Annotated in this window: 16 protein-coding genes; 11 read left to right on the top strand and 5 right to left on the bottom strand. The window is 72.9% G+C overall.

Annotated features, from left to right (window positions below):
* Nucleotides 1-155 precede the first annotated feature (155 nt).
* Complete coding sequence (locus CRP30_RS21290) at nt 156-1,631, bottom strand: uracil-xanthine permease family protein (protein ID WP_097186041.1); 1,476 nt, start codon at nt 1,629-1,631, stop codon at nt 156-158.
* Nucleotides 1,632-1,826: 195 nt separating this feature from the next.
* Here CRP30_RS21290 and CRP30_RS21285 point away from each other — a divergent pair, with 195 nt between their 5' ends.
* The 3 genes from CRP30_RS21285 (at nt 1,827) to CRP30_RS21275 (ending at nt 5,168) form a co-directional block, all read left to right on the top strand.
* Entirely contained in the window at nt 1,827-3,344 is a 1,518-nt protein-coding gene (locus CRP30_RS21285; protein WP_235003605.1) for an AllF/FdrA family protein, read from the top strand.
* A complete protein-coding gene (locus CRP30_RS21280; protein WP_097186040.1) occupies nt 3,341-4,762 on the top strand; it encodes a YlbE family protein in 1,422 nt (473 codons plus the stop codon). The genes CRP30_RS21285 and CRP30_RS21280 overlap by 4 nt, the downstream gene beginning before the upstream one ends.
* 139 nt (nt 4,763-4,901) lie before the next feature.
* Nucleotides 4,902-5,168, top strand: coding sequence for a metallothionein (locus CRP30_RS21275; protein WP_097186039.1), 267 nt, complete (start codon nt 4,902-4,904; stop codon nt 5,166-5,168).
* A 64-nt stretch (nt 5,169-5,232) separates the two neighbouring features.
* On the opposite strand, the gene CRP30_RS21270 is transcribed toward CRP30_RS21275, so the two are convergent.
* Nucleotides 5,233-5,988: a DUF2470 domain-containing protein gene (locus CRP30_RS21270; RefSeq protein WP_097186038.1), complete on the bottom strand. Its 756-nt coding sequence runs from the start codon at nt 5,986-5,988 to the stop codon at nt 5,233-5,235.
* Between the two features lie 77 nt (nt 5,989-6,065).
* Between CRP30_RS21270 and rpsD the strand changes: the two genes are divergently transcribed.
* The 6 genes from rpsD to CRP30_RS21240 all read left to right on the top strand — a co-directional run bounded on the left by rpsD (nt 6,066) and on the right by CRP30_RS21240 (nt 12,282).
* Nucleotides 6,066-6,668, top strand: a complete 603-nt coding sequence (rpsD, locus tag CRP30_RS21265; protein WP_097186037.1) for a 30S ribosomal protein S4 — start codon at nt 6,066-6,068, stop codon at nt 6,666-6,668.
* A gap of 60 nt (nt 6,669-6,728) precedes the next feature.
* Nucleotides 6,729-7,505 carry an SDR family NAD(P)-dependent oxidoreductase gene (locus CRP30_RS21260; protein WP_097186036.1) on the top strand — a complete coding sequence of 259 codons (777 nt, stop codon included), beginning with the start codon at nt 6,729-6,731 and terminating at the stop codon, nt 7,503-7,505.
* Nucleotide 7,506: 1 nt separating this feature from the next.
* Nucleotides 7,507-8,058: an RNA 2'-phosphotransferase gene (locus CRP30_RS21255; protein ID WP_097186035.1), complete on the top strand. Its 552-nt coding sequence runs from the start codon at nt 7,507-7,509 to the stop codon at nt 8,056-8,058.
* An 89-nt stretch (nt 8,059-8,147) separates the two neighbouring features.
* A complete protein-coding gene (locus tag CRP30_RS21250) occupies nt 8,148-9,914 on the top strand; it encodes a PP2C family protein-serine/threonine phosphatase (RefSeq protein WP_200814897.1) in 1,767 nt (588 codons plus the stop codon).
* Nucleotides 9,915-10,130: 216 nt separating this feature from the next.
* Nucleotides 10,131-10,523, top strand: a complete 393-nt coding sequence (locus CRP30_RS21245; RefSeq protein WP_097186034.1) for a hypothetical protein — start codon at nt 10,131-10,133, stop codon at nt 10,521-10,523.
* A gap of 70 nt (nt 10,524-10,593) precedes the next feature.
* Entirely contained in the window at nt 10,594-12,282 is a 1,689-nt protein-coding gene (locus CRP30_RS21240) for a signal peptidase I (RefSeq protein WP_097186033.1), read from the top strand.
* 101 nt (nt 12,283-12,383) lie between these two features.
* Here CRP30_RS21240 and bar read toward each other — a convergent pair whose 3' ends face one another.
* The 3 genes from bar to CRP30_RS21225 are packed head-to-tail and all read right to left on the bottom strand — an operon-like array spanning nt 12,384 to nt 15,332.
* Entirely contained in the window at nt 12,384-13,487 is a 1,104-nt protein-coding gene (gene bar, locus CRP30_RS21235; RefSeq protein WP_097186032.1) for a barbiturase, read from the bottom strand.
* A 29-nt stretch (nt 13,488-13,516) separates the two neighbouring features.
* The gene (locus CRP30_RS21230; RefSeq protein ID WP_097186031.1) at nt 13,517-14,482 is read right to left on the bottom strand and encodes a carbamate kinase; all 966 of its coding nucleotides are present in this window, start codon (nt 14,480-14,482) and stop codon (nt 13,517-13,519) included.
* Nucleotides 14,483-14,534: 52 nt separating this feature from the next.
* Nucleotides 14,535-15,332 (bottom strand): PHP domain-containing protein, encoded by a 798-nt coding sequence (locus CRP30_RS21225; protein WP_235003604.1) that lies wholly within the window; start codon nt 15,330-15,332, stop codon nt 14,535-14,537.
* Between the two features lie 115 nt (nt 15,333-15,447).
* On the opposite strand from CRP30_RS21225, the gene CRP30_RS21220 reads away from it, so the two are divergent.
* On the top strand, nt 15,448-17,664 hold the full coding sequence (locus tag CRP30_RS21220; protein WP_097186029.1) for a RecQ family ATP-dependent DNA helicase: 2,217 nt from the start codon (nt 15,448-15,450) through the stop codon (nt 17,662-17,664).
* A 48-nt stretch (nt 17,665-17,712) separates the two neighbouring features.
* Nucleotides 17,713-18,342: an alpha-ketoglutarate-dependent dioxygenase AlkB gene (locus tag CRP30_RS21215; RefSeq protein WP_097186028.1), complete on the top strand. Its 630-nt coding sequence runs from the start codon at nt 17,713-17,715 to the stop codon at nt 18,340-18,342.
* Nucleotides 18,343-18,478: the final 136 nt, after the last annotated feature.

Genomic DNA, 18,478 nt, shown 5'->3' with positions numbered 1-18,478 from the left:
ACTCTGTCACCGCCTCGGAGGCGACGAAAGTATCTCAGTGCTAAATCTTTGTTGCCTCGCGAGCGGGTGGCGGTCCGTGTCCCGGAACGCCGCACGCCGCCCCTGCGAGCAGGGACGGCGTGCGGTCGGAACAGCCGGCGATGCCGGCTCCGGAGCTAGCGGTTGGTGCCCGGGATGCCCGGGCGCCCGACCTCGTCCACCGAGGAGGGGTCGGACCCACCCAGGCGGTCGGAGTGGCCGCCGGCCGGCCCGCCGTGGTGGCCCAGCGACGAGCCGCTCTCCGGCACGCTGCCCTCGCGCAGCAGGGCGGCCTTCATGTCGGCCGGGGCCAGGGCGCGGGCGACGTGCCAGGCGACGACCGCGACGATCGAGCCGAGCGCGATGCCGTTGAGCGAGAAGTCCTCGGAGAAGGTCAGGGTCACGTTGCCGACACCGATGATGATCCCGGCCGCGAGCGGCACGAGGTTGATCGGGTTGGCGAAGTCGACCCGGTTCTCCTTCCAGATCTTGGCGCCCAGCAGGCCGATCATCCCGTAGAGGACGACCGTGATGCCGCCGAGCACACCGCCCGGGACGATGTTGATCAGCGCGCCGAACTTGGGGATCAGGCCGAGCAGGATCGCGACCAGCGCGGCCACGTAGTAGGCGGCCGTCGAGTAGACCCGGGTGGCGGCCATGACGCCGATGTTCTCGGCGTACGTCGTCGTCGGGGAGCCGCCGACGGCGGTGGCGACGACGGTGCCGACGCCGTCGGCGAAGACCGCGCGGCCCATGACCGGGTCGAGGTCGCGCTTGGTCATCTCGGCCACGGCCTTGACGTGCCCGACGTTCTCCGCGACGAGGGCGATGACGGCGGGGATGACCAGCAGGCTGAAGTTGAGCGAGAACGACGGCGCGGTGAAGTCGGGCAGGCCGAACCAGTCGGCATCGGCGACCTGGTCGAAGTTGATCCGGTCGCGCGTCGTGATGTCGCCGACGCTGGCGTCGAAGGACGTGATCTGCCCGGTGGTGGCGTCGAGCAGGATCGACAGCAGGTAGCCGAAGACCAGCCCGAGCAGGATGGCGATGCGGGCGAGGAAGCCGCGCAGCGCCAGCGAGGCGACGATGACGAACGCCATGGTCGCCAGCGCGACCCACTGGTCCTGGGGCCAGTACGTGCCCGCCGCGACCGGTGCGAGGTTGAAGCCGATCAGCATGACGACGGCGCCGGTGACGGCCGGCGGCAGCACCTTGTTGATCAGGCCGAGCCCGGAGAAGTGGATCAGCAGACCCACCAGCGCCAGGACGACGCCGGCCACCAGCAGGGCGCCGACGACGTCGCTGGAGTCACCGCCGTTGGTGCGGATCGCCGCGACCCCGCCGACGAACGCGGCGCTGGTGCCCAGGTAGCTGGGCACCTGGCCCTTCACGATGAGCAGGAAGATGATCGTCGCGACGCCGCTCATCATGATCGCGAGGTTCGCGTCCAGGCCCATGATGATCGGGAAGACGAAGGTCGCCCCGAACATGGCGACCACGTGCTGGGCGCCGATCCCGACGGTCCGCGGCCAGGAGAGCCGCTCGTCCGGGGCCACCGCCTCACCCAGGGGCGGGGTCTTGCCGTCCCCGTAGAGCTTCCAGCTGAACGCCATCTGAGCGCCTCCTCGACCTGACCTGCGACCCGTGATCGGTGCGGGACAACGGGCCCTGTCTGGCCCCCTGCCTCCACCGAGAGCGGCCAATGTGTCACCAGAACACGCCCGGCGGAAGTACCTCAGTGCTAAATCGTTATTGCAGGTAGATGCCGATACTTCACCGCTGAGACATCTGTGGGTACGGTCGGTGAGGTGACCGCCTCAGCACCCCCGGGAGAACCTTCCGCCACGGCCGGAGTGCGTTCGGTCGCGCTGCGGTCCGGCGTCTACGCCGACTCCGTGAAGCTCATGCAGGTGAGCCGCGACGTCGCGGCCGCGGACGGCGTCAGCGCGGTCCTGGTCGCGATGGCCACCCCGCTGAACCTCGAGCTGGCCGCGAACATGGGCCTCGCCCCGGAGGAGCCCACCTCCCCGGAGCAGCTGCTCATCGCGATCCGCGCCGACGACGACGACGCGCTCGCCGGGGCGCTCGCCGCGGTCGACGCCGCGCTGGCCGCGCGGGAGCGTTCCACCGGCTCGGCCCAGGCCATCCCGCAGCGCACCATCGGCGCCGGTCTCGACGAGCTCGGCGGCGACGGGTCCGCGCTCGCGATCATCTCCGTCCCCGGTCAGTACGCCGTCGCCGAGGCTGCCGACGCCATCGCCGCCGGCCGCAGCGTGCTGGTCTTCTCCGACGGCGTCCCGGTCGAGCACGAGGTGGCGCTCAAGCGCGCGGCGCACGAGGCCGGCGTCCTGGTCATGGGCCCCGACTGCGGGACGGCGATCGTCGCCGGCGTCGCGCTCGGCTTCGCCAACGTCGTCCGCCCCGGACCGGTCGGCCTGGTCGCCGCGTCCGGCACGGGCGCCCAGCAGATCTCCTGCCTGCTGGATATGGCCGGCGTCGGCGTCTCGCACGTGCTCGGTGTCGGTGGCCGCGACCTGAAGGAGGAGGTCGGCGGCCTCGCCACGCTCGACGCCCTCGCCGCGCTCGACGCCGACGAGGCGACCGAGCGCATCCTGCTGGTCTCCAAGCCCCCCGCGCCCTCGGTGGCGCAGGCCGTCGAGCAGTTCGGGAACGGCCTGTCGGTGCCGGTGCGCTCCGCCGTCCTGTCACTCGAGACGCCCGACCTCACCGCCGCTGTCGAGGGGCTGCTCACCGACATGGGGCTCGACGTCCCGGTCTGGCCGTCGCGGCCCGGCCCGGCGGAGGCCGTCGTACCTGGTGCCGTGCTCAAGGGCCTCTACTCCGGCGGCACGCTCGCCGACGAGACGATGCTGCTGGCTGCCCCGGCACTCGGCGACATCCGCTCCAACACCCCGCTGCGGCCCGAGCTCGACCTCGGGACGGACCTGTCCGCCACGGGGCATGTGGTCATCGACTTCGGGGACGACGCCCTGACCGTGGGCCGCGCGCACCCGATGATCGACCCGACGCTGCGGCTCGAGGCGCTGGCGAACGTAGCGGCCTCGGGCGAGCCGGCCGTGCTGCTGATGGACGTCGTCCTCGGCTACGGCGCCGATCCCGACCCGGCGGGCGCGCTCGTGCCCGCGCTGACCGCCGCCCGCGCGCAGGCCTCGCTGCCCGTCGTCATCGCGCTGGTCGGCACGGAGGGTGACCCGCAGGGCTGGTCCCGCCAGGCCGACGCCCTCGCCGCGGCCGGCGCGGCCGTGTTCGCCTCCAACGCCGCGGCCACGCGGTACGCCCTCGACCTGCTGGGAGCTTCTTCGTGACTCTGGGTGGACTGCTCTCCGGGCCGCCGGCCGTCGTCGCTGCGGGTGTCGACGTCTTCTCCGACGCCCTGCGCGCCCAGGGCGCCGAGGTGCACGACGTCGACTGGCGTCCGCCGGGCTTCGGTGACCCGGCCGACCTGGCCGCGCTCGCCCTGGATCCCCGCCGGAACGCGGCCAACCGGGTCGCCGTCGAGCGGATCCTCGCCGCGGGTTCCCAGCTGGTCGACGTCCGGCCGGCCCGCGAGGTCATCGGCCTCGCCGACCGCACGCTGCTGCACTCCGGGCCGCCGCTCACCTGGGCCACCGCGTCCGGCCCGATGCGCGGCGCGCTGATCGGCGCCTGCCTCTTCGAGGGCTGGGCGACCGACGTCGAGGACGCCGAGCGGATCCTGGCGAACGGCGAGATCACCCTCGACCCGTGCCACCACCACCGCACGGTGGGCCCGATGGCCGGCGTGACGTCGCCGTCGATGTGGATGTGGTGCCTCAAGGACCCGGTCCACGGCGGTCAGGCGTTCTGCAACCTCAACGAGGGCCTGGGCAAGGTGCTGCGGATGGGCGCCTTCAACGACGAGGTGCAGACCCGGCTGGTCTGGATGCGCGACGTCCTCGGCCCGATCCTGCAGAAGGCCGTGCGCGGCTCGATCGACGCCGGCAACGACCCGCTGGACGTGAAGAGCGTCCTCGCCCAGATGCTCCAGATGGGCGACGAGGGGCACAACCGTAACCGCGCCGGCTCGCTGATGACCCTGCGCGAGCTGTCCCCGTCGATCGTCGCGGTGGAGGGCGTCCCGTCGTCCGACATCGCCGCGGTGCTGAAGTTCATCGGCGGCAACGAGCACTTCTTCCTCAACCTGGGCATGCCGACGGCGAAGCTCGCGATGGACGCCGCCCGCGACGTCCCCGGCTCGTCGCTGGTCACCGTGCTGTCGCGCAACGGCACCGAGTTCGGCATCCAGACCGCCGGCACCGGCGACCGCTGGTTCACCGGCCCGGCCAACACCCCGGTCGGCCTGTTCCTGGGTGATTACGGTCCGGACGACGCCAACCCCGACATCGGCGACTCGGCAATCATGGAGGCCTACGGCGTCGGCGGGTTCTCGATGGCCGCCGCGCCGGCGATCGTGCGGTTCGTCGGCGGCACCGTCCCAGACGCGCTGGCCACCACCGAGCGGATGTACCAGGTGACGCTCGCGGAGAACCCCGCGATGGCGATCCCGATCATGGGGTTCCGCGGTTCGCCGACGGGGATCGACGTCCTCAAGGTGGCGCGCACCGGCTGGCTGCCGCAGATCAACACCGGGATGGCCGGTCGCATCGCCGGCACCGGTCAGGTCGGCGCCGGGCTGGTCCAGCCTCCGCAGGAGTGCTTCGAGAAGGCGCTCGCCGCCCTCGCCGAGGCCACCCGCACCGCCTGACCTGGGGCGAGATCGGCGTTCTCGCCCTGTTCAGGCACCTGATGCGGGCGACATCGCCGATCTCGCCCGAGGGGCAGCCGGTGCGTCTGACCGGCCGGGGCAAGGGGTAGGGCCCCGGCCCGACACCGAGGAGGCACCCATGGCCAGCTGCGAGGTCTGCGGGAACGACTACCGGCTCAGCTTCGAGGTGCACGCCGCGGGGGCGGTGCACGTCTTCGACAGCTTCGAGTGCGCGATCCATGCAATGGCGCCGGTCTGCGAGCACTGCGGCGTGAAGGTGGTCGGGCACGGCGTCGAGGCCGACGGCGTCTTCTTCTGCTGCGCGTCCTGCGCCCGCATGCACGGAGGGCCGGAGAGCGCCGCGCAGCTGGTCGACCACGCGGGCCGGGCGCCGGACGAGCGCTGATCGATTGCGACGAAATGGTGGCGATCAGCCGCTGATCGCCACCACTTCGTCACACTCGCCGGGCTCAGGCGGGGCCGCACCTGAGCAGGTGCTCGACCGCGGCGCCGAAGCCGTCGGGCCCCTCCAGTGGCGACTCGAACGGCACCCGCACGTCGTAGCAGCCGCGCCGGCTCTGCACCCGGAAGCGCACGCCGAACCGGTCCAGCCCGAGCAGCCGGACGTCGTCCTGCCGGCCGGCCCAGCGCTGCACCCGGCCCGACAACCGGTCCAGCGCGCAGCGCTCGGCGGCCATCAGCTCGGCCTCGGCTGCGCTGACGACGTCCGGGCGGGCGGCGAGGAAGTCCTCGGGCTCGACGTCGGTCGACATCCCCGCCTCCTCCAGCACCACCTCGGCCAGGTCGAGCCGGACCAGCGTCGCGGTCAGCCCCACGTCGAAGAGGGCGTCGCAGGCGTGGGCGTCGGCGAAGTCGAGCACCAGCCGCGCCATGTGCTCCTCGGTGACCGGGGTGACCCAGCCCGACAGCTGGACCAGTCCGCGCACGGGGTGCGCCAGCGGCAACGACGTCCGGTCGGTGACGGTCAGCCGCGCCGGGACGTCGCCGAGCGGGGAGTCCGCCAGTGCCGTGGTCACCGCACCGGCGGTAGGGACGACGAGCAGCACGTCGCCGTGGCGCGTGGTCGCGGCGCCCCACAGCTGGCTGATGCCCAGGCCCGCGCAGTACAGGGAGGCGGCGGGGCGGGCGGCCACGGTGCGGGCGCGCTCGGCGGCGGGCGGCTGGTGCGCGGTGGTCGCGGACGAGTGCGTCGAACCGGCCGTCATGGGACCACCTCGGGGGAGTAGCGGACGAGTTGTAAGGTGAGCCTAACCAAACACAGTCCGGCCATGAAGAGGTCCCCGTGAACACGCCCCGCCCCAAGGTCCGGCTCAGTCGCGCGCTGGGCATCCCGCTCACGCCGAAGTGCGTCCAGTACTTCGAGCGCCGGCCGTACCCGCCGGGCGAGCACGGCCGCAAGCGCCGCAAGGACAGCGACTACTCCACCCGGCTCAAGGAGAAGCAGCGGCTGCGGGCGCAGTACGACATCAGCGAGACGCAGCTGCGCGCGGCGTTCGACCGGGCCAAGCGCTCGGGCGGCAAGACCGGCGAGGCGCTGATCCAGGACCTCGAGTCGCGGCTGGACGCCACCGTCCTGCGCGCCGGGTTCGCACGGACGATCTACCAGGCCCGCCAGTTCGTCACCCACCAGCACGTGCTGGTCAACGGCAAGCGCGTCGACCGGCCCTCCTACCGGCTCAGGCCCGGTGACTTCATCGAGGTGGCCGAGAAGTCGAAGAAGATGGACCCCTTCCTCGTCGCCGCGTCCGGCGCGCACGCCGAGCCGCCGAAGTACCTCGAGGTCCGGCTGGCGGACCTGGTGGCGCGCGTGGAGCGGACGCCGTCCCGCGAGGAGGTCCCGGTGATCTGCGAGGAGCAGCTGGTCGTGGAGTACTACTCCCGCTGATAGCGGCGGCGCCCGGAGCCGGCGGGAACAGCGCCGGTCAGCCGCGCCTTGGCCCCTCACATGCAGATCGACCTGAGCGGCCGCACCGCGCTCGTCACCGGCTCCTCGCAGGGCATCGGCCTCGCCATCGCGACGGGGCTGGCGCATGCCGGCGCCGACGTCGTCCTCACCGGCCGCGACGCCGGCAGGCTGCGGGCCGCCGCCGACGGGATCGACGGCCGGGTGACCACCGTGGCCGGCGACGTGACCACCGACGAGGGGACGGCGGCCCTGCTGGCGGCGGTCCCGGACGTCGACGTGCTGGTCAACAACCTCGGCATCTTCGGCGCGCAGCCGGCCCTGGAGATCTCCGACGACGAGTGGCGCCGCTACTTCGAGACCAACGTGCTGACCGCCGTCCGCCTGACCCGCGCCTACCTGCCGGGCATGCGCGAGCGCGGGTGGGGCCGGATCCAGTACATCGCCAGCGACTCCGCGGTGGCCATCCCCGCGGAGATGATCCACTACGGCGTCACGAAGACCGCGCTGCTCGGTGTCTCCCGGGGCTTCGCCAAGGAGGCCGCCGGCTCGGGCGTCACGGTGAACTCGGTCATCGCCGGCCCGACGCACACCGGTGGCGTCGAGGACTTCGTGCACTCCCTGGTCGGTGACCTGCCGTGGGAGGAGGCGCAGCGCGAGTTCATGCGCCTGCACCGTCCCCAGTCGCTCCTGCAGCGGCTCATCGAGCCCGAGGAGATCGCGAACATGTGCGTCTACCTGGCGTCGCCGCTCGCGTCGGCGACGACCGGTGCTGCGGTGCGCGTCGACGGCGGGTACGTGGACTCGATCCTGCCCTGAGATGGACGTCGTCCGGGTGAGCAAGCGGCTGTCCTTCGTCCTGCGCCACCAGCCGGCGAGCATCGGCCTCACGCTCGACGAGGCCGGCTGGGTCGACGTCGACCGGCTGCTCGGCGCGCTGGCGGCGCACGGGCTGCCGCTCTCCCGCCAGGACCTCGACGACGTCGTCGCGGGCAACGACAAGCAACGCTTCGCGTACGACGGGTCGGGCACGCGGATCCGCGCCAGCCAGGGGCACAGCGTCGCCGTCGACCTGGGCTACGCCCCGGCCGCCCCGCCCGCCGAGCTCTTCCACGGGACGGTGGAGCGGTTCCTCCCGTCGATCCTCGCCGAGGGGCTGCGGCCCGGACGCCGGCACGCGGTGCACCTCAGTGAGGACAGAGCGACGGCGCACACCGTGGGGGGCCGGCGGGGGAAGCCCGTCGTCCTCCGGGTGGACGCCGCCCGCCTCGCCGCCGACGGGGCGCAGTTCGCCGTCTCGGCCAACGGCGTGTGGCTGGTCGCAGCCGTGCCGCCGGCCTACCTGGAGCTGACCGAGCGCGAGCGACGATGAACTGCTCGTAGGCAGGGCGCGCCGTTCGGCACCGCGGGTGGGACCATTGCGCCCAACACGTTCGAGCGGCACTGCCCGGCTACCGCGACGTGGGTGATCGAGGGGGTGCGGCACTGGACGGGCGGCTGGCCGAGCTCATCCCGGGGACCACCCGCACCGAGATGCAGCGGCGCGTCCTCGAGCACGACTGGGGGTCGACGGCACTCGGCGACGAGGAGTCCTGGTCGCCGACCCTGCGCAGCGCCGTCAGCACCTGTCTGAACAGCCGTTTCCCGACCCTGCTCATGTGGGGGGAGCAGCTGGTGATGATCTACAACGACGGCTACGCGCCCATGCTCGGCGCCCGGCACCCGGACGCGCTCGGCAGCCCGGCGACGACGGTCTGGGCCGACATCTGGGTCCATCTGCAGCCGATGGTGGACGAGGTCATGGCCGGTCGGGCGACGTACTCCGAGGACCTGCCACTGGTCATGACGCGGTACGGCTTCGTGGAGGAGACCTACTTCTCCTTCTCCTTCAGCCCCGTCGTGGAGCCGGGGGGCCGGGTCGCGGGTCTGCTCGACACCGTCGTCGAGACGACGCACCGGGTGCTCGCCACCCGGCGGCTGACCGTGCTGCAGCGGCTGGGCAGCCTGACGCGGTCGGTGCACGGCAGCACGCTCGACGCCGTGACCGCCACGCTCGAGGTGCTCGCCGAGGCCCGGACGGACTGCCCGTTCGGGCTGGTGTTCCTCGAGGAGCGGCCCGGGGCCGTCCGGTTGGTCGCCGGCCACGGCACGGGCGTCGACAGGGACACGGCCAGCTCGCAGTTCGCCGGGGCCGTCGCGACGGCGATCGACACCGGCACCGAGCAGGTCGTCGGCGGGTTGGCCACGGCTGTGCCCGGGCTGTCCCGCGGAGGCGCGAGCCCCGTCGGTGAGGCCGATGTGGACGCGGCCGTCGTGCTGCCGCTCACGCTCGTCGGTGCGGTCCGCCCGACCGGAGCGGTGGTCCTGGGCACCAGCCCGCACCTGCAACTGGACGACGACTACCTGACCTTCCTGTCCCTGGCGGCGGGGCAGATCTCCGCCGCGCTGGCCGACGCGCAGGCCGTGGAGATCGAGCGCCGGCGCGCCGCCGAGCAGTCCGAGCTCGATCGCGCCCGGGCCCAGTTCCTCACCGAGGTCGCCGTCACCCTGCAGCGCGCCGTCCTCGGCCCGACGGCGCTCCCCGAGGGGTTCGCCGTCCACTACGAGCCGGCGACGGGCACGCTCGAGGTGGGCGGCGACTGGTACGACGTCATCGACCTGCCCGACGGCCGGTACGGCGTCGTCGTCGGCGACGTCGTCGGCACGGGACTGTCGTCGGCGGCGATCATGGGCCAGCTCCGCAGCGCCGGCCGGGCGCTGCTGCTCGAGAGCCGGTCGCCGGCGCACGTCCTCTCGGCGCTCGACCGCTTCGCCGCCCTGGTCCCCGGCGCCTCCGTCAGCACTGTCTTCTGCGCCGTCATCGACCCGGTGACCGGGATCCTGCGCTACAGCAGCGCCGGCCACGTCCCGGGCATCGTCGTGGACGCCGACGGCGGCACGCGCCTGCTCGAAGCGGCGGGCTCCCTTCCGCTCGACGTCGTCGCGGACCTCGACCGCCCGGAGGCCGAGGTCGAGCTGACGCCCGGTTCGACGGTGCTGCTCTACACCGACGGCCTGGTGGAGCGGCGCGACGAAGCGATCGACGAGGGGATTGCGCGGGCGGTCGCCGCGCTGACCGCCGGCCGCGAGCTCCCGCCGAAGGACCTGGCGGAGGAGCTCCGCACCGAGCTGCTCGACGGGGCTCCGGACGACGACGTCGCCTTCCTGATCTACCGCTGCGGCGGCTGATCGGCGCTCACCTGCCGACCATTCTCGAGGGCCGCGGCAGTTGTTCGGTCACCGCATTTCCATTGTCGCCTTAGCGACTGCAGTTTCTTTTGGGACTGAAGTCAAGTCCTGGGTCCAGCGGCCGAAGCTCCACCTGTCAACGAACAGGCCAGCCGTCGCTGAGCCGGGTGAACCCATCCGCGCCGTACTGAGCCACTGAGAGAACAGGACCCTGCCATGCGCAAGTCGCGCGTTCTGCTCGCCGGTGTCGCGGTCGCGGCCGCCGGTGCCGCCACCTCGGCCTTCACCGCCAGCAACACCGTGCCCCAGAGCACCGCCGGTTACGCCGCCGCGACGGTGAGCGGTGCGACGGTCGAGGACATCGAGTACGTCGTCAACTCCTCCGACCGGTCGCTCCTGGACCGGATCACCTTCCAGGTGACCGAGGACATCACGGGCATGAACGCCTACCTCACCCTGCGCACCGGTGTTGCGCCCGGCACGGTCGTCGGCTCCCCCATCACGTGCACGGTCGGGACTCGGGCGTCCACCACCTCACCCATCACCTGCCTCACGCCGAGCCAGCCGATCGCCGGGTTCAACTCCGTCGCTCTGACGGTGGCCCAGTAAGCCCACCCCCCGGCTACGGGCGGGGCGGCCGGACGGCCGCCCCGCCCGCACCCAGATCGGTCTCCACACCATGACCAGCGCCACCAAGCTCGCCAGCACCAGCGCCGTCGCCGCGCTGGTGCTCGCGACCGTGTGGCTCTTCTGGCCGTCGTCCCTCGGGGGCGCGACGACCTACGTCTCCACCACGGGGACGAGCATGGAGCCGGACTTCCACACCGGCGACCTCGCCCTGCTGAGCACGGCGGACTCGTACGCGGTCGGTGACGTGGTCGCCTACCACAGCGAGAGCCTGGACACGATCGTCATGCACCGCGTCGTCGCGGTCGAGGGCGGTCGGTTCGTGACCCAGGGCGACAACAACGACTGGCTGGACGACGACCGGCCGACCGAGGACGAGATCCTCGGCGAGCTCTTCTTCAGCATCCCCCAGGGCGGCACCGCGCTCGACGCGCTGCGCTCGCCGGGGGTCTTCCTCCCGCTCCTGGCCGTCGCGGCCGCGGTCCTCGCCGCCGGGGCCCGCAAGCCGCCCGTGCGCGCGAGCCTCCGGGCGCTGCGCCGTCGGGCCGCCCGCTTCTCCCTCCCCGCCGCGGCGGCCGAGGTCGATGAGCCCCAGGCCGCCGGGGGCGCCCGGACGCGGTTGTCGTCCACCTCCGCCCGCGCGCTGGCCCGGCAGGTGGCGCTCGGCGCCGGCGGCGTCACGCTGCTGGCCGCGGTCGCCTGCGGCGTCCTGCTGGCCGTCCCGACCACCCAGACCGAGACGCGGACCCTCCAGGTGACCCAGGAGGGCCGCTTCAGCTACACCGGTGATGCCGTCGTCGGCACGACCTACCCGACCGGCGTCGTCTCCACCGGCGACACGGTGTGGAACCGCCTCGTGGACGACCTGACGGTGTCCCTGGACACCGCCGTGACCGGGGCCGGCATCACCGGCACCGCAGGGACCCTCCACCTCGACGTCGTCGTGTCGGCGCCGGACGGGTGGAGCGCCGTGCTGACCAGCGGAGCCCCCGCGACTCTCACCGGCGGCCGCGCCACCGCCGCCGTGGACGTCGATCCGGAAGCGGCCGCGGAGCTGCTCGGTCGGCACCACGAGGAGACCGGGACGTCGGCGGGCGGGGCCACGCTCACCGTCACCCCCGTCGGCGAGACGACCGGCACGGTCAGTGGCCGGGCCTTCCGCGCGGAGGCGCCGGCCGGCCTGGCGTTCGCCCTCGACGGGACGTCGCTGCGCCCCACCTCGACCGACGACGCCGCCTTCGCACCGGTCACGCGGACCGCCGTGGACATCGAGGAGGCGGGCCCGCGGAGCATCGCGGTGCTCGCGCTGACCGTCTCGATCGGTCAGGCGCGGACGTTCGCCGGCGCCGTCCTGCTGCTCGCGCTGGTGACCTTCGTCGTCGCCGCGTGGCTGGGCCGCCTCGGGCGGGACGACGTCGCCGACAGCTTCCTCGTGCGGCACGCCGACCGGATCCTGCCGGTCGCGTCGTTCAGCCCGGCGGGAACCGTCATCGACGTGTCCGACGCCGAGTCGCTGCACCGGGTCGCGGAGCGGTTCGACACGGTCGTCCTGCACCACGCCGGCGACGCCGAGGACACCTTCGCCGTCCGGGACGTCGACGCCACGTACCGCTTCGTCGTCCCCATCGGTCCCGATGGCCGGCGTGGCAAGCCGCCGGTGCCTGCCGCGCGCGTCGCTGACCCGGCGCCCGAGCCGGCCGACGTCACCGGCCCGCTCGGCTACCGCGGCCTCTTCGCCTGAAGAAGGACCCCGCTGCCCCCCACCGCTCGCACGCTCGCGGTCGGCCCCGTCCCGAGGCTCGCCCCGAGCCCGCGAGGGGTGAGGAGGACGGGGTCCTTCTACTAGGCCTTGACGATCGCGGCGACCGGGCCGCCGCCCGACGGGCCCTGGTGCACCGCGGCCACCGACACGAAGACGGCCGGGTCGCCGGTCACCGACGCCGTCACACCGCCGACCGTCGCCTTGATCTGGCGGTGCCAGGAGACGTCGGAGTCGTCGAGCATCGCGTTGCGGCGCCCGCGGACCTTGCCGTCCGGCGAGGCCTCGCACTTGAGGAACACGTTGACCAGGCGGTCGCCCAGGTCGGTGTGGTGCGGCCGCTCGGGCAGCTCCAGGCCGGCGTCGCGGATCGCGGCCCAGATGCCGTCCTGGTCGAGCGCGTCCTTCATGACCGAGTGGCCGACGCGGTAGGTGCCGCCGTGCCCGCGGGCGTTGCCGACGACGACGATCTGCGCCCGGTCCAGCTCGACGCCGGAGGAGCAGGAGGCCACGGCGCTGTACAGGGATAGGTCGTGCATGACCTGCTCCTGCGTCGGCATCTCGATCTCGCCGAGGGCGACCGCGATGCCGAGCGCCGTGGTGCCGTTCGACAGGTCCATCGAGCCGTGCGGCTCCTGCATGTACGTCGTCTTCCCGCGCTCGCGGGCGTCGCGGATGGTGTCGATCGTCAGCAGCGGGGTCTTGGTCTGCACGTAGTGGACGTCGGCCGGGTCGGTGATGCCCGCGGCCTCCATCGCCTTCTTCACGCCCTCGGCGACCTTCTCGACCATGGCCAGCCGGCCGATGTCCTCGGGCAGCAGGACGTCGCTCATCGCGTAGCCGACGGTCAGCCGCGGCTCGTCGGTCTTCTCGACGGCGTCCTCGGGCAGCGTCGCGAAGACGGTGGCGTGCGGGCTGATGACGCCGTCCGTGCCGCCGGACCAGACGATCGGGATCTGCTTGACCTCGTCGAGGGACCGGGAACCCTTCTCCAGCAGCACCTCGCGGAAGGCGCGGTCGGCGATGATCCGCGTGTAGTCGTTGATCCCGCCGTTGCCCTCGGTCTTGCCGATGACGGCGACGACCCGGTCGGCCTCCATGACGCCGTCGTCGATGAGCTTGGCGAGCTCGGAGGCGTCACTGACGTTGTGCAGCGGGACCTTGCGGACCTCGATAGGTGCGGGCACAGCGGTTCCTTCCGGTCAGGGGATCGGGTTCAGCGGGTCAGGACGGTGCCGGCGTCGTCACGACTGACGGCGTCGGCGATGTGCTCGAGGGAGGTGATGACGGCTCGGCGTCGTCCGCCTGCGGAGCCTCCACCCTCGACGAAACGGAGGGCGGCCTCGACCTTGGGGCCCATGCTGCCGCGCGCGAACTGCCCGGCGGCGGCGTGCTCGCGGATCTCCGCGACGGTCAGCCGGCCGAGCGGCCGCTGGGACGGCGTCCCGAAGTCCACCATGACGTTCGGGACGTCCGTGGCGATCACCAGGGTGTCCGCGTCGAGCTCGGTGGCGAGGATCGCGGCGGTGAGGTCCTTGTCGATGACGGCCTCGACGCCGCGCAGGCCCGGGCCGTCCCGGCCGTCGTCGGCCACCGGGATCCCGCCGCCGCCGGCGCAGACGACGACGAAGCCGGCCGCCGCGAGGGCGTGGATGGCGGGGGAGTCGACGACGGACTTCGGCTCGGGGCTGGCCACCACGCGGCGCCAGCCCTTCTCGCCGCGGTCCTCCCAGATCTGGCCGAGCGAGACGAACCGTTCCGCCTCCTCCCGCGGGAGGAAGCGGCCCACCGGCTTCGACGGCTCGCGGAATCCGGGGTCGTCCACGTCGACGAGGGTGCGGGTGACCAGGCCGGCACTGCGCTGGGGGAGGCCGCGGGCCTCGAGGGCCGCGTCCAGTTCGTCGGCGAGCGTGAAGGCGATGGTCGCCTGGGTCTGCGCGACGTTCCAGTCGAGCGGGACGGGGGGGACGACGTGCGCCGCCATCTCGTTCTTGACCAGCAGGTTGCCCACCTGGGGCCCGTTGCCGTGCGTCAGGACCACCTGGACGCCGGACGCGACGACCTCGGCGATGTGGCCGGCCGCCTCCCGGATCGCGTTCCGCTGCGCCTCGGGCGTGGCCGACCCGTCGGCCCCGGTCATGGCGTTGCCGCCCAGGGCGATCACCACACGGTGCGACGTCACTCGGGGGACCCTAGTGGGATTTCTCTTAGCGGTGAAGTACCCGCATCGAGGATCAACGTCTCCAGAAGTCGAACGGGTCGCGTCCCGGCCGGAAGCCGGCCGACTCGACGATGTCGACAGCGACGTCGAAGTGCTGGCCGACGGCGGCCGGCTGGTGGGCGTCGCTGCCGAAGCTCACCGCCTCGCCGCCTTCCTCGTGGAACCAGCGCACCTGGTCGACCGACGCCAGGGGGCTGCTGGTGTTGACCTCGAGCGCCCGGCCGGTCGAGGCGAGGGCGCGGAACACCGCCCGGTACTCCTCCTCGTAGGTCTTCTCCACGTACCGGTGCGAGCCGCCCGGCCAGTAGCGGCGGGGGAAGTCGACGTGCGCGAGGACCTGGAAGACGTCGCTGCTCTCGATCATGTCCACCAGCTCGCCGAGGTAGCGGCGCATGGTGCCGTCGGCGTCCTCCCAGAGCAGGTGGCCCACGCCGTAGAGCCGGCCGTCCTTGGCGAGCGAGTGCAGCGAGCCCAGGACCCGGTCGACCGGGGCGTTCCGCAGGTAGGCCGCGACGCTCGCCTCGAAGAGGTGTGGCTCGCCCGTCTCGACGCCGGACCAGATGCGCAGCTCGGGGAACCGGTCGCGGACCTCGGCCAGTTCGGCGAAGTAACCCTCGACGTCGATGTCCGCGTGGCGGGAGGAGTGCCGGTCGACCAGCCCCTCGTCGGTGGCCCTGTCGTCCGGGTCCCAGACGGTGAAGTCGAGGTGCTCGGTGAAGGCGATGGCCGGCAGCCCCAGCTGGACCGCCTTCTCGCAGGCCCGGCGCATCGTCGAGGAGTCGGCGGTGTCCCAGGACCAGTGAGTGTGCACATGGTTGTCTGGCGGCAGGCGGTCCGGGGTTCGCATCGCTGTGGATTCTCCCCCGTCGTCCACCGGGGCCGCAGGGCGGTCGGTTCCGTCGTCCGGACTGCCTACTGTCATCGGCATGAGCACCGCCGCACCGCCGTCCGAACTGGCCACCGAGGCGCTGGGCGTGCTTCGCGATCTCACCGGCCGCCCGGACGCCGTCTTCCGCGACGGCCAGGACGCCGCGGTCTCGGCGCTGGTCGAGCGCTCCGAGCGGGCGCTCGTCGTCCAGCGCACCGGGTGGGGGAAGTCGGCGGTCTACTTCGTCTCCACGGCCCTGCTGCGCCGCCGTGGCAAGGGCCCGACCTTGCTGGTCAGTCCGTTGCTCGCGCTCATGCGCGACCAGGTCGCCGCCGCGGCCCGTGCCGGCATCCGGGCCGTGGAGATCTCCAGCGCCAACATGACCGAGTGGGACGACATCGCCGCCCGTCTCACGGCCGACGACGTCGACGTCCTGCTCGTCTCCCCCGAGCGCCTGACCAACCCACGGTTCCGCGAGGAGCAGCTGCCGGGACTGGTGGCCCGCTGCGGCCTGGTCGTGGTCGACGAGGCGCACTGCGTCTCCGACTGGGGGCACGACTTCCGGCCCGACTACCGCCGCATCCGCGACCTGCTGGGCACGCTCCCGGCCGGTACGCCGGTGCTCGCCACGACCGCGACGGCCAACGAGCGCGTGGTGGCCGACGTCGCCGAGCAGCTGGGCGCCGGCGGCGTCGGGGTGACGACGGTCCGCGGGCCGCTCTCCCGTGACTCCCTCCGGCTCGGCGTGCTGCGGCTGCCGTCCGACCGCGCCCGCCTGGCCTGGCTCGCCGCCCGCATCGGCGACCTGCCGGGCAGCGGCATCGTCTACACGCTCACCGTCGCCGCGGCCGAGGAGACGGCCGCGCTGCTGCGCGGCGCCGGTCACGAGGTGCGCGCCTACACCGGCCGCCTCGACGACGCCGACCGCAAGGACGCCGAGGAGGCGCTGCGCAACAACGAGGTGAAGGCGCTGGTCGCCACCTCGGCGCTCGGCATGGGCTTCGACAAGCCCGACCTCGGCTTCGTGGTCCACCTCGGGGCGCCGTCGTCCCCCGTCAGCTACTACCAGCAGGTCGGCCGCGCCGGCCGCGCCGTCGAGCACGCCGACGTGCTGCTGCTCCCCGGCCCGGAGGACCTCGCGATCTGGCAGTGGTTCGCCACGTCGTCCATGCCGCGGGAGGACCACGCGGCAGCTGTCCTGACCGCGATGGCCGACGGCAAGGCGTGGTCGGTGGCGCGGCTGGAGACGGTGGCCGACGTGCGCCGCTCGCGGCTGGAGCTGCTGCTCAAGGTGCTCGCCGTCGACGGCGCCGTGGAGCGGGTGCAGGGCGGATGGCGCTCCACGGGCGTCCCGTGGGTCTACGACGCCGACCGGTATGCCCGCGTCACGCGGACGCGCGAGGCGGAGCAGCGGGCGATGATCGCCTACGCCCGGCCGGTGGACGAGGCCACGTGCCGCATGGCTTTCCTGCAGGAGGCGCTCGACGACCCGACCGCCACGCCGTGCGGTCGGTGCGACGTCTGCGCCGGCCCCTGGTACTCCACCGACGTCCCGGAGGCGGCTGCCGAGGCGGCGTCCGCCGCGCTGGACCGGCCCGGTGTGGAGCTGGCTCCTCGCGCGCAGTGGCCGACCGGCGCCGACCGGCTGGGCGTCGACGTCAAGGGGAAGATCTCGCCGTCGGACCAGGTCGAGATGGGACGGGCGGTGGCCCGGCTGACCGACCTCGGCTGGGGGCAGCGCCTGCGCACCCTGCTGGGGGACGACGGCCTCGGCGGTGTGGTCGACCTGGAGGCCCCCAGCATCGAGGAGGACCCCGACGCCGCCTTCGACGTCCCGGTGAAGCGCTCGATCTCCGACGTGCCCCCCGACGAGGAGCTGATCCGCGCGTGCGCGCGGGTGCTCGGCTCCTGGGACTGGAAGGAGCGTCCGGCGGCCGTGGTCGCCGTTCCGTCGCGTCGTCGACCGCAGCTGGTGACCGGCCTGGCGCAGGGGCTCGCCGGTCTCGGACGCCTGCCCTACCTCGGGGAGATGTCGATCCAGCACGGCGGACCGACCGGGCAGCCCGGGGGCAACAGCGCCTTCCGGTTGGCGGCGGTGTGGGACCGCATCGTCGTCGGGCCGGAGCTGCGCGAGCGGCTTGCCTCGGTCTCCGGGCCGGTGCTCCTGGTGGACGACCTGGCCGACTCGCGCTGGACGATGACGGTGGCCGGCCGAGAGCTCCGCCGTGCCGGGGTGAGCGCCGTCCTGCCCTTCGCTCTGGCCCTCACCGCGTAATCCACAGGGTTTCGCACATATGTGCGAAACCCGGAGTAGCGTGCTCCCATGTCGCTCGCGCACCAGCCCTCCATGTGGGACCTGGCCGAGGAGGCCACGCTCGGCCCGCTGGTCGGCTCCGTGGTCAGGCACCAGCTGAGTGACGGCGCCTGGGTGGACCACCTGCCCGGCTGGGTCTCCGGCTCCGACGAGGTGCTCGAGGTCCTGCTCGGCGACATCGGCTGGCGGGAGGACCGCCGGCAGATGTACGAGCGCGAGGTCGCCGTGCCCCGGTTGCTCCGGTGGTACGGCGGCGGCGAGCCGCTCCCGCACCCCTTGCTGACCGACGCCCGCAACGAGCTGAACAGCTACTACGGCCCCGAGCTCGGCGAGCCATTCGTCAGTGCCGGTATGTGCCTGTACCGGGACGGGCGGGACAGCGTCGCCTGGCACGGAGATCGACTGGGTCGCGGTCGGTCGGCGGACACGATGGTCGCCATCGTCTCCTTCGGATCGCCCCGCCCGCTGATGCTGCGGCCCGCAGCCGGCGGCCCGAGCCTCAGGTTCCCCCTGGGGCATGGCGACCTCGTCGTGATGGGCGGCTCGTGCCAGCGCACCTGGGAGCACTGCATCCCCAAGACGACCAAGCCCGTGGGGCCACGCGTGAGCGTCCAGTTCCGACCCTCGGGCGTGGCCTGAGAGACCGTGACGGGGACCTCTCCGCACCCCCGTGCAGACCTCCTCAGAGGTCGTGTAGTGTTCTCCATGCGCCGCGCGGACCGGATACGGTCTGCCGGTCCAGCCCCCCGGGTGGGGAGTTGCTGGAAACCGGCGT

The organism is Blastococcus haudaquaticus (assembly GCF_900230285.1).
GTDB classification, from domain to species: Bacteria; Actinomycetota; Actinomycetes; order Mycobacteriales; family Geodermatophilaceae; genus Blastococcus_B; species Blastococcus_B haudaquaticus.
Note: the sequence above shows the minus strand (reverse complement) of the source record. Positions and strands in the feature narration are given on the sequence as shown.

What these genes read in the sequence shown, in the direction of transcription:
- CRP30_RS21270 (WP_097186038.1), bottom strand. Translation starts at nt 5,988, where the DNA reads ATGACGGCCGGTTCGACGCACTCGTCCGCGACCACCGCGCACCAGCCG.
- CRP30_RS21255 (WP_097186035.1), top strand. Translation starts at nt 7,507, where the DNA reads ATGGACGTCGTCCGGGTGAGCAAGCGGCTGTCCTTCGTCCTGCGCCAC.
- CRP30_RS21275 (WP_097186039.1), top strand. Translation starts at nt 4,902, where the DNA reads ATGGCCAGCTGCGAGGTCTGCGGGAACGACTACCGGCTCAGCTTCGAG.
- CRP30_RS21220 (WP_097186029.1), top strand. Translation starts at nt 15,448, where the DNA reads ATGAGCACCGCCGCACCGCCGTCCGAACTGGCCACCGAGGCGCTGGGC.
- CRP30_RS21260 (WP_097186036.1), top strand. Translation starts at nt 6,729, where the DNA reads ATGCAGATCGACCTGAGCGGCCGCACCGCGCTCGTCACCGGCTCCTCG.
- CRP30_RS21290 (WP_097186041.1), bottom strand. Translation starts at nt 1,631, where the DNA reads ATGGCGTTCAGCTGGAAGCTCTACGGGGACGGCAAGACCCCGCCCCTG.
- CRP30_RS21240 (WP_097186033.1), top strand. Translation starts at nt 10,594, where the DNA reads ATGACCAGCGCCACCAAGCTCGCCAGCACCAGCGCCGTCGCCGCGCTG.
- CRP30_RS21215 (WP_097186028.1), top strand. Translation starts at nt 17,713, where the DNA reads ATGTCGCTCGCGCACCAGCCCTCCATGTGGGACCTGGCCGAGGAGGCC.
- CRP30_RS21245 (WP_097186034.1), top strand. Translation starts at nt 10,131, where the DNA reads ATGCGCAAGTCGCGCGTTCTGCTCGCCGGTGTCGCGGTCGCGGCCGCC.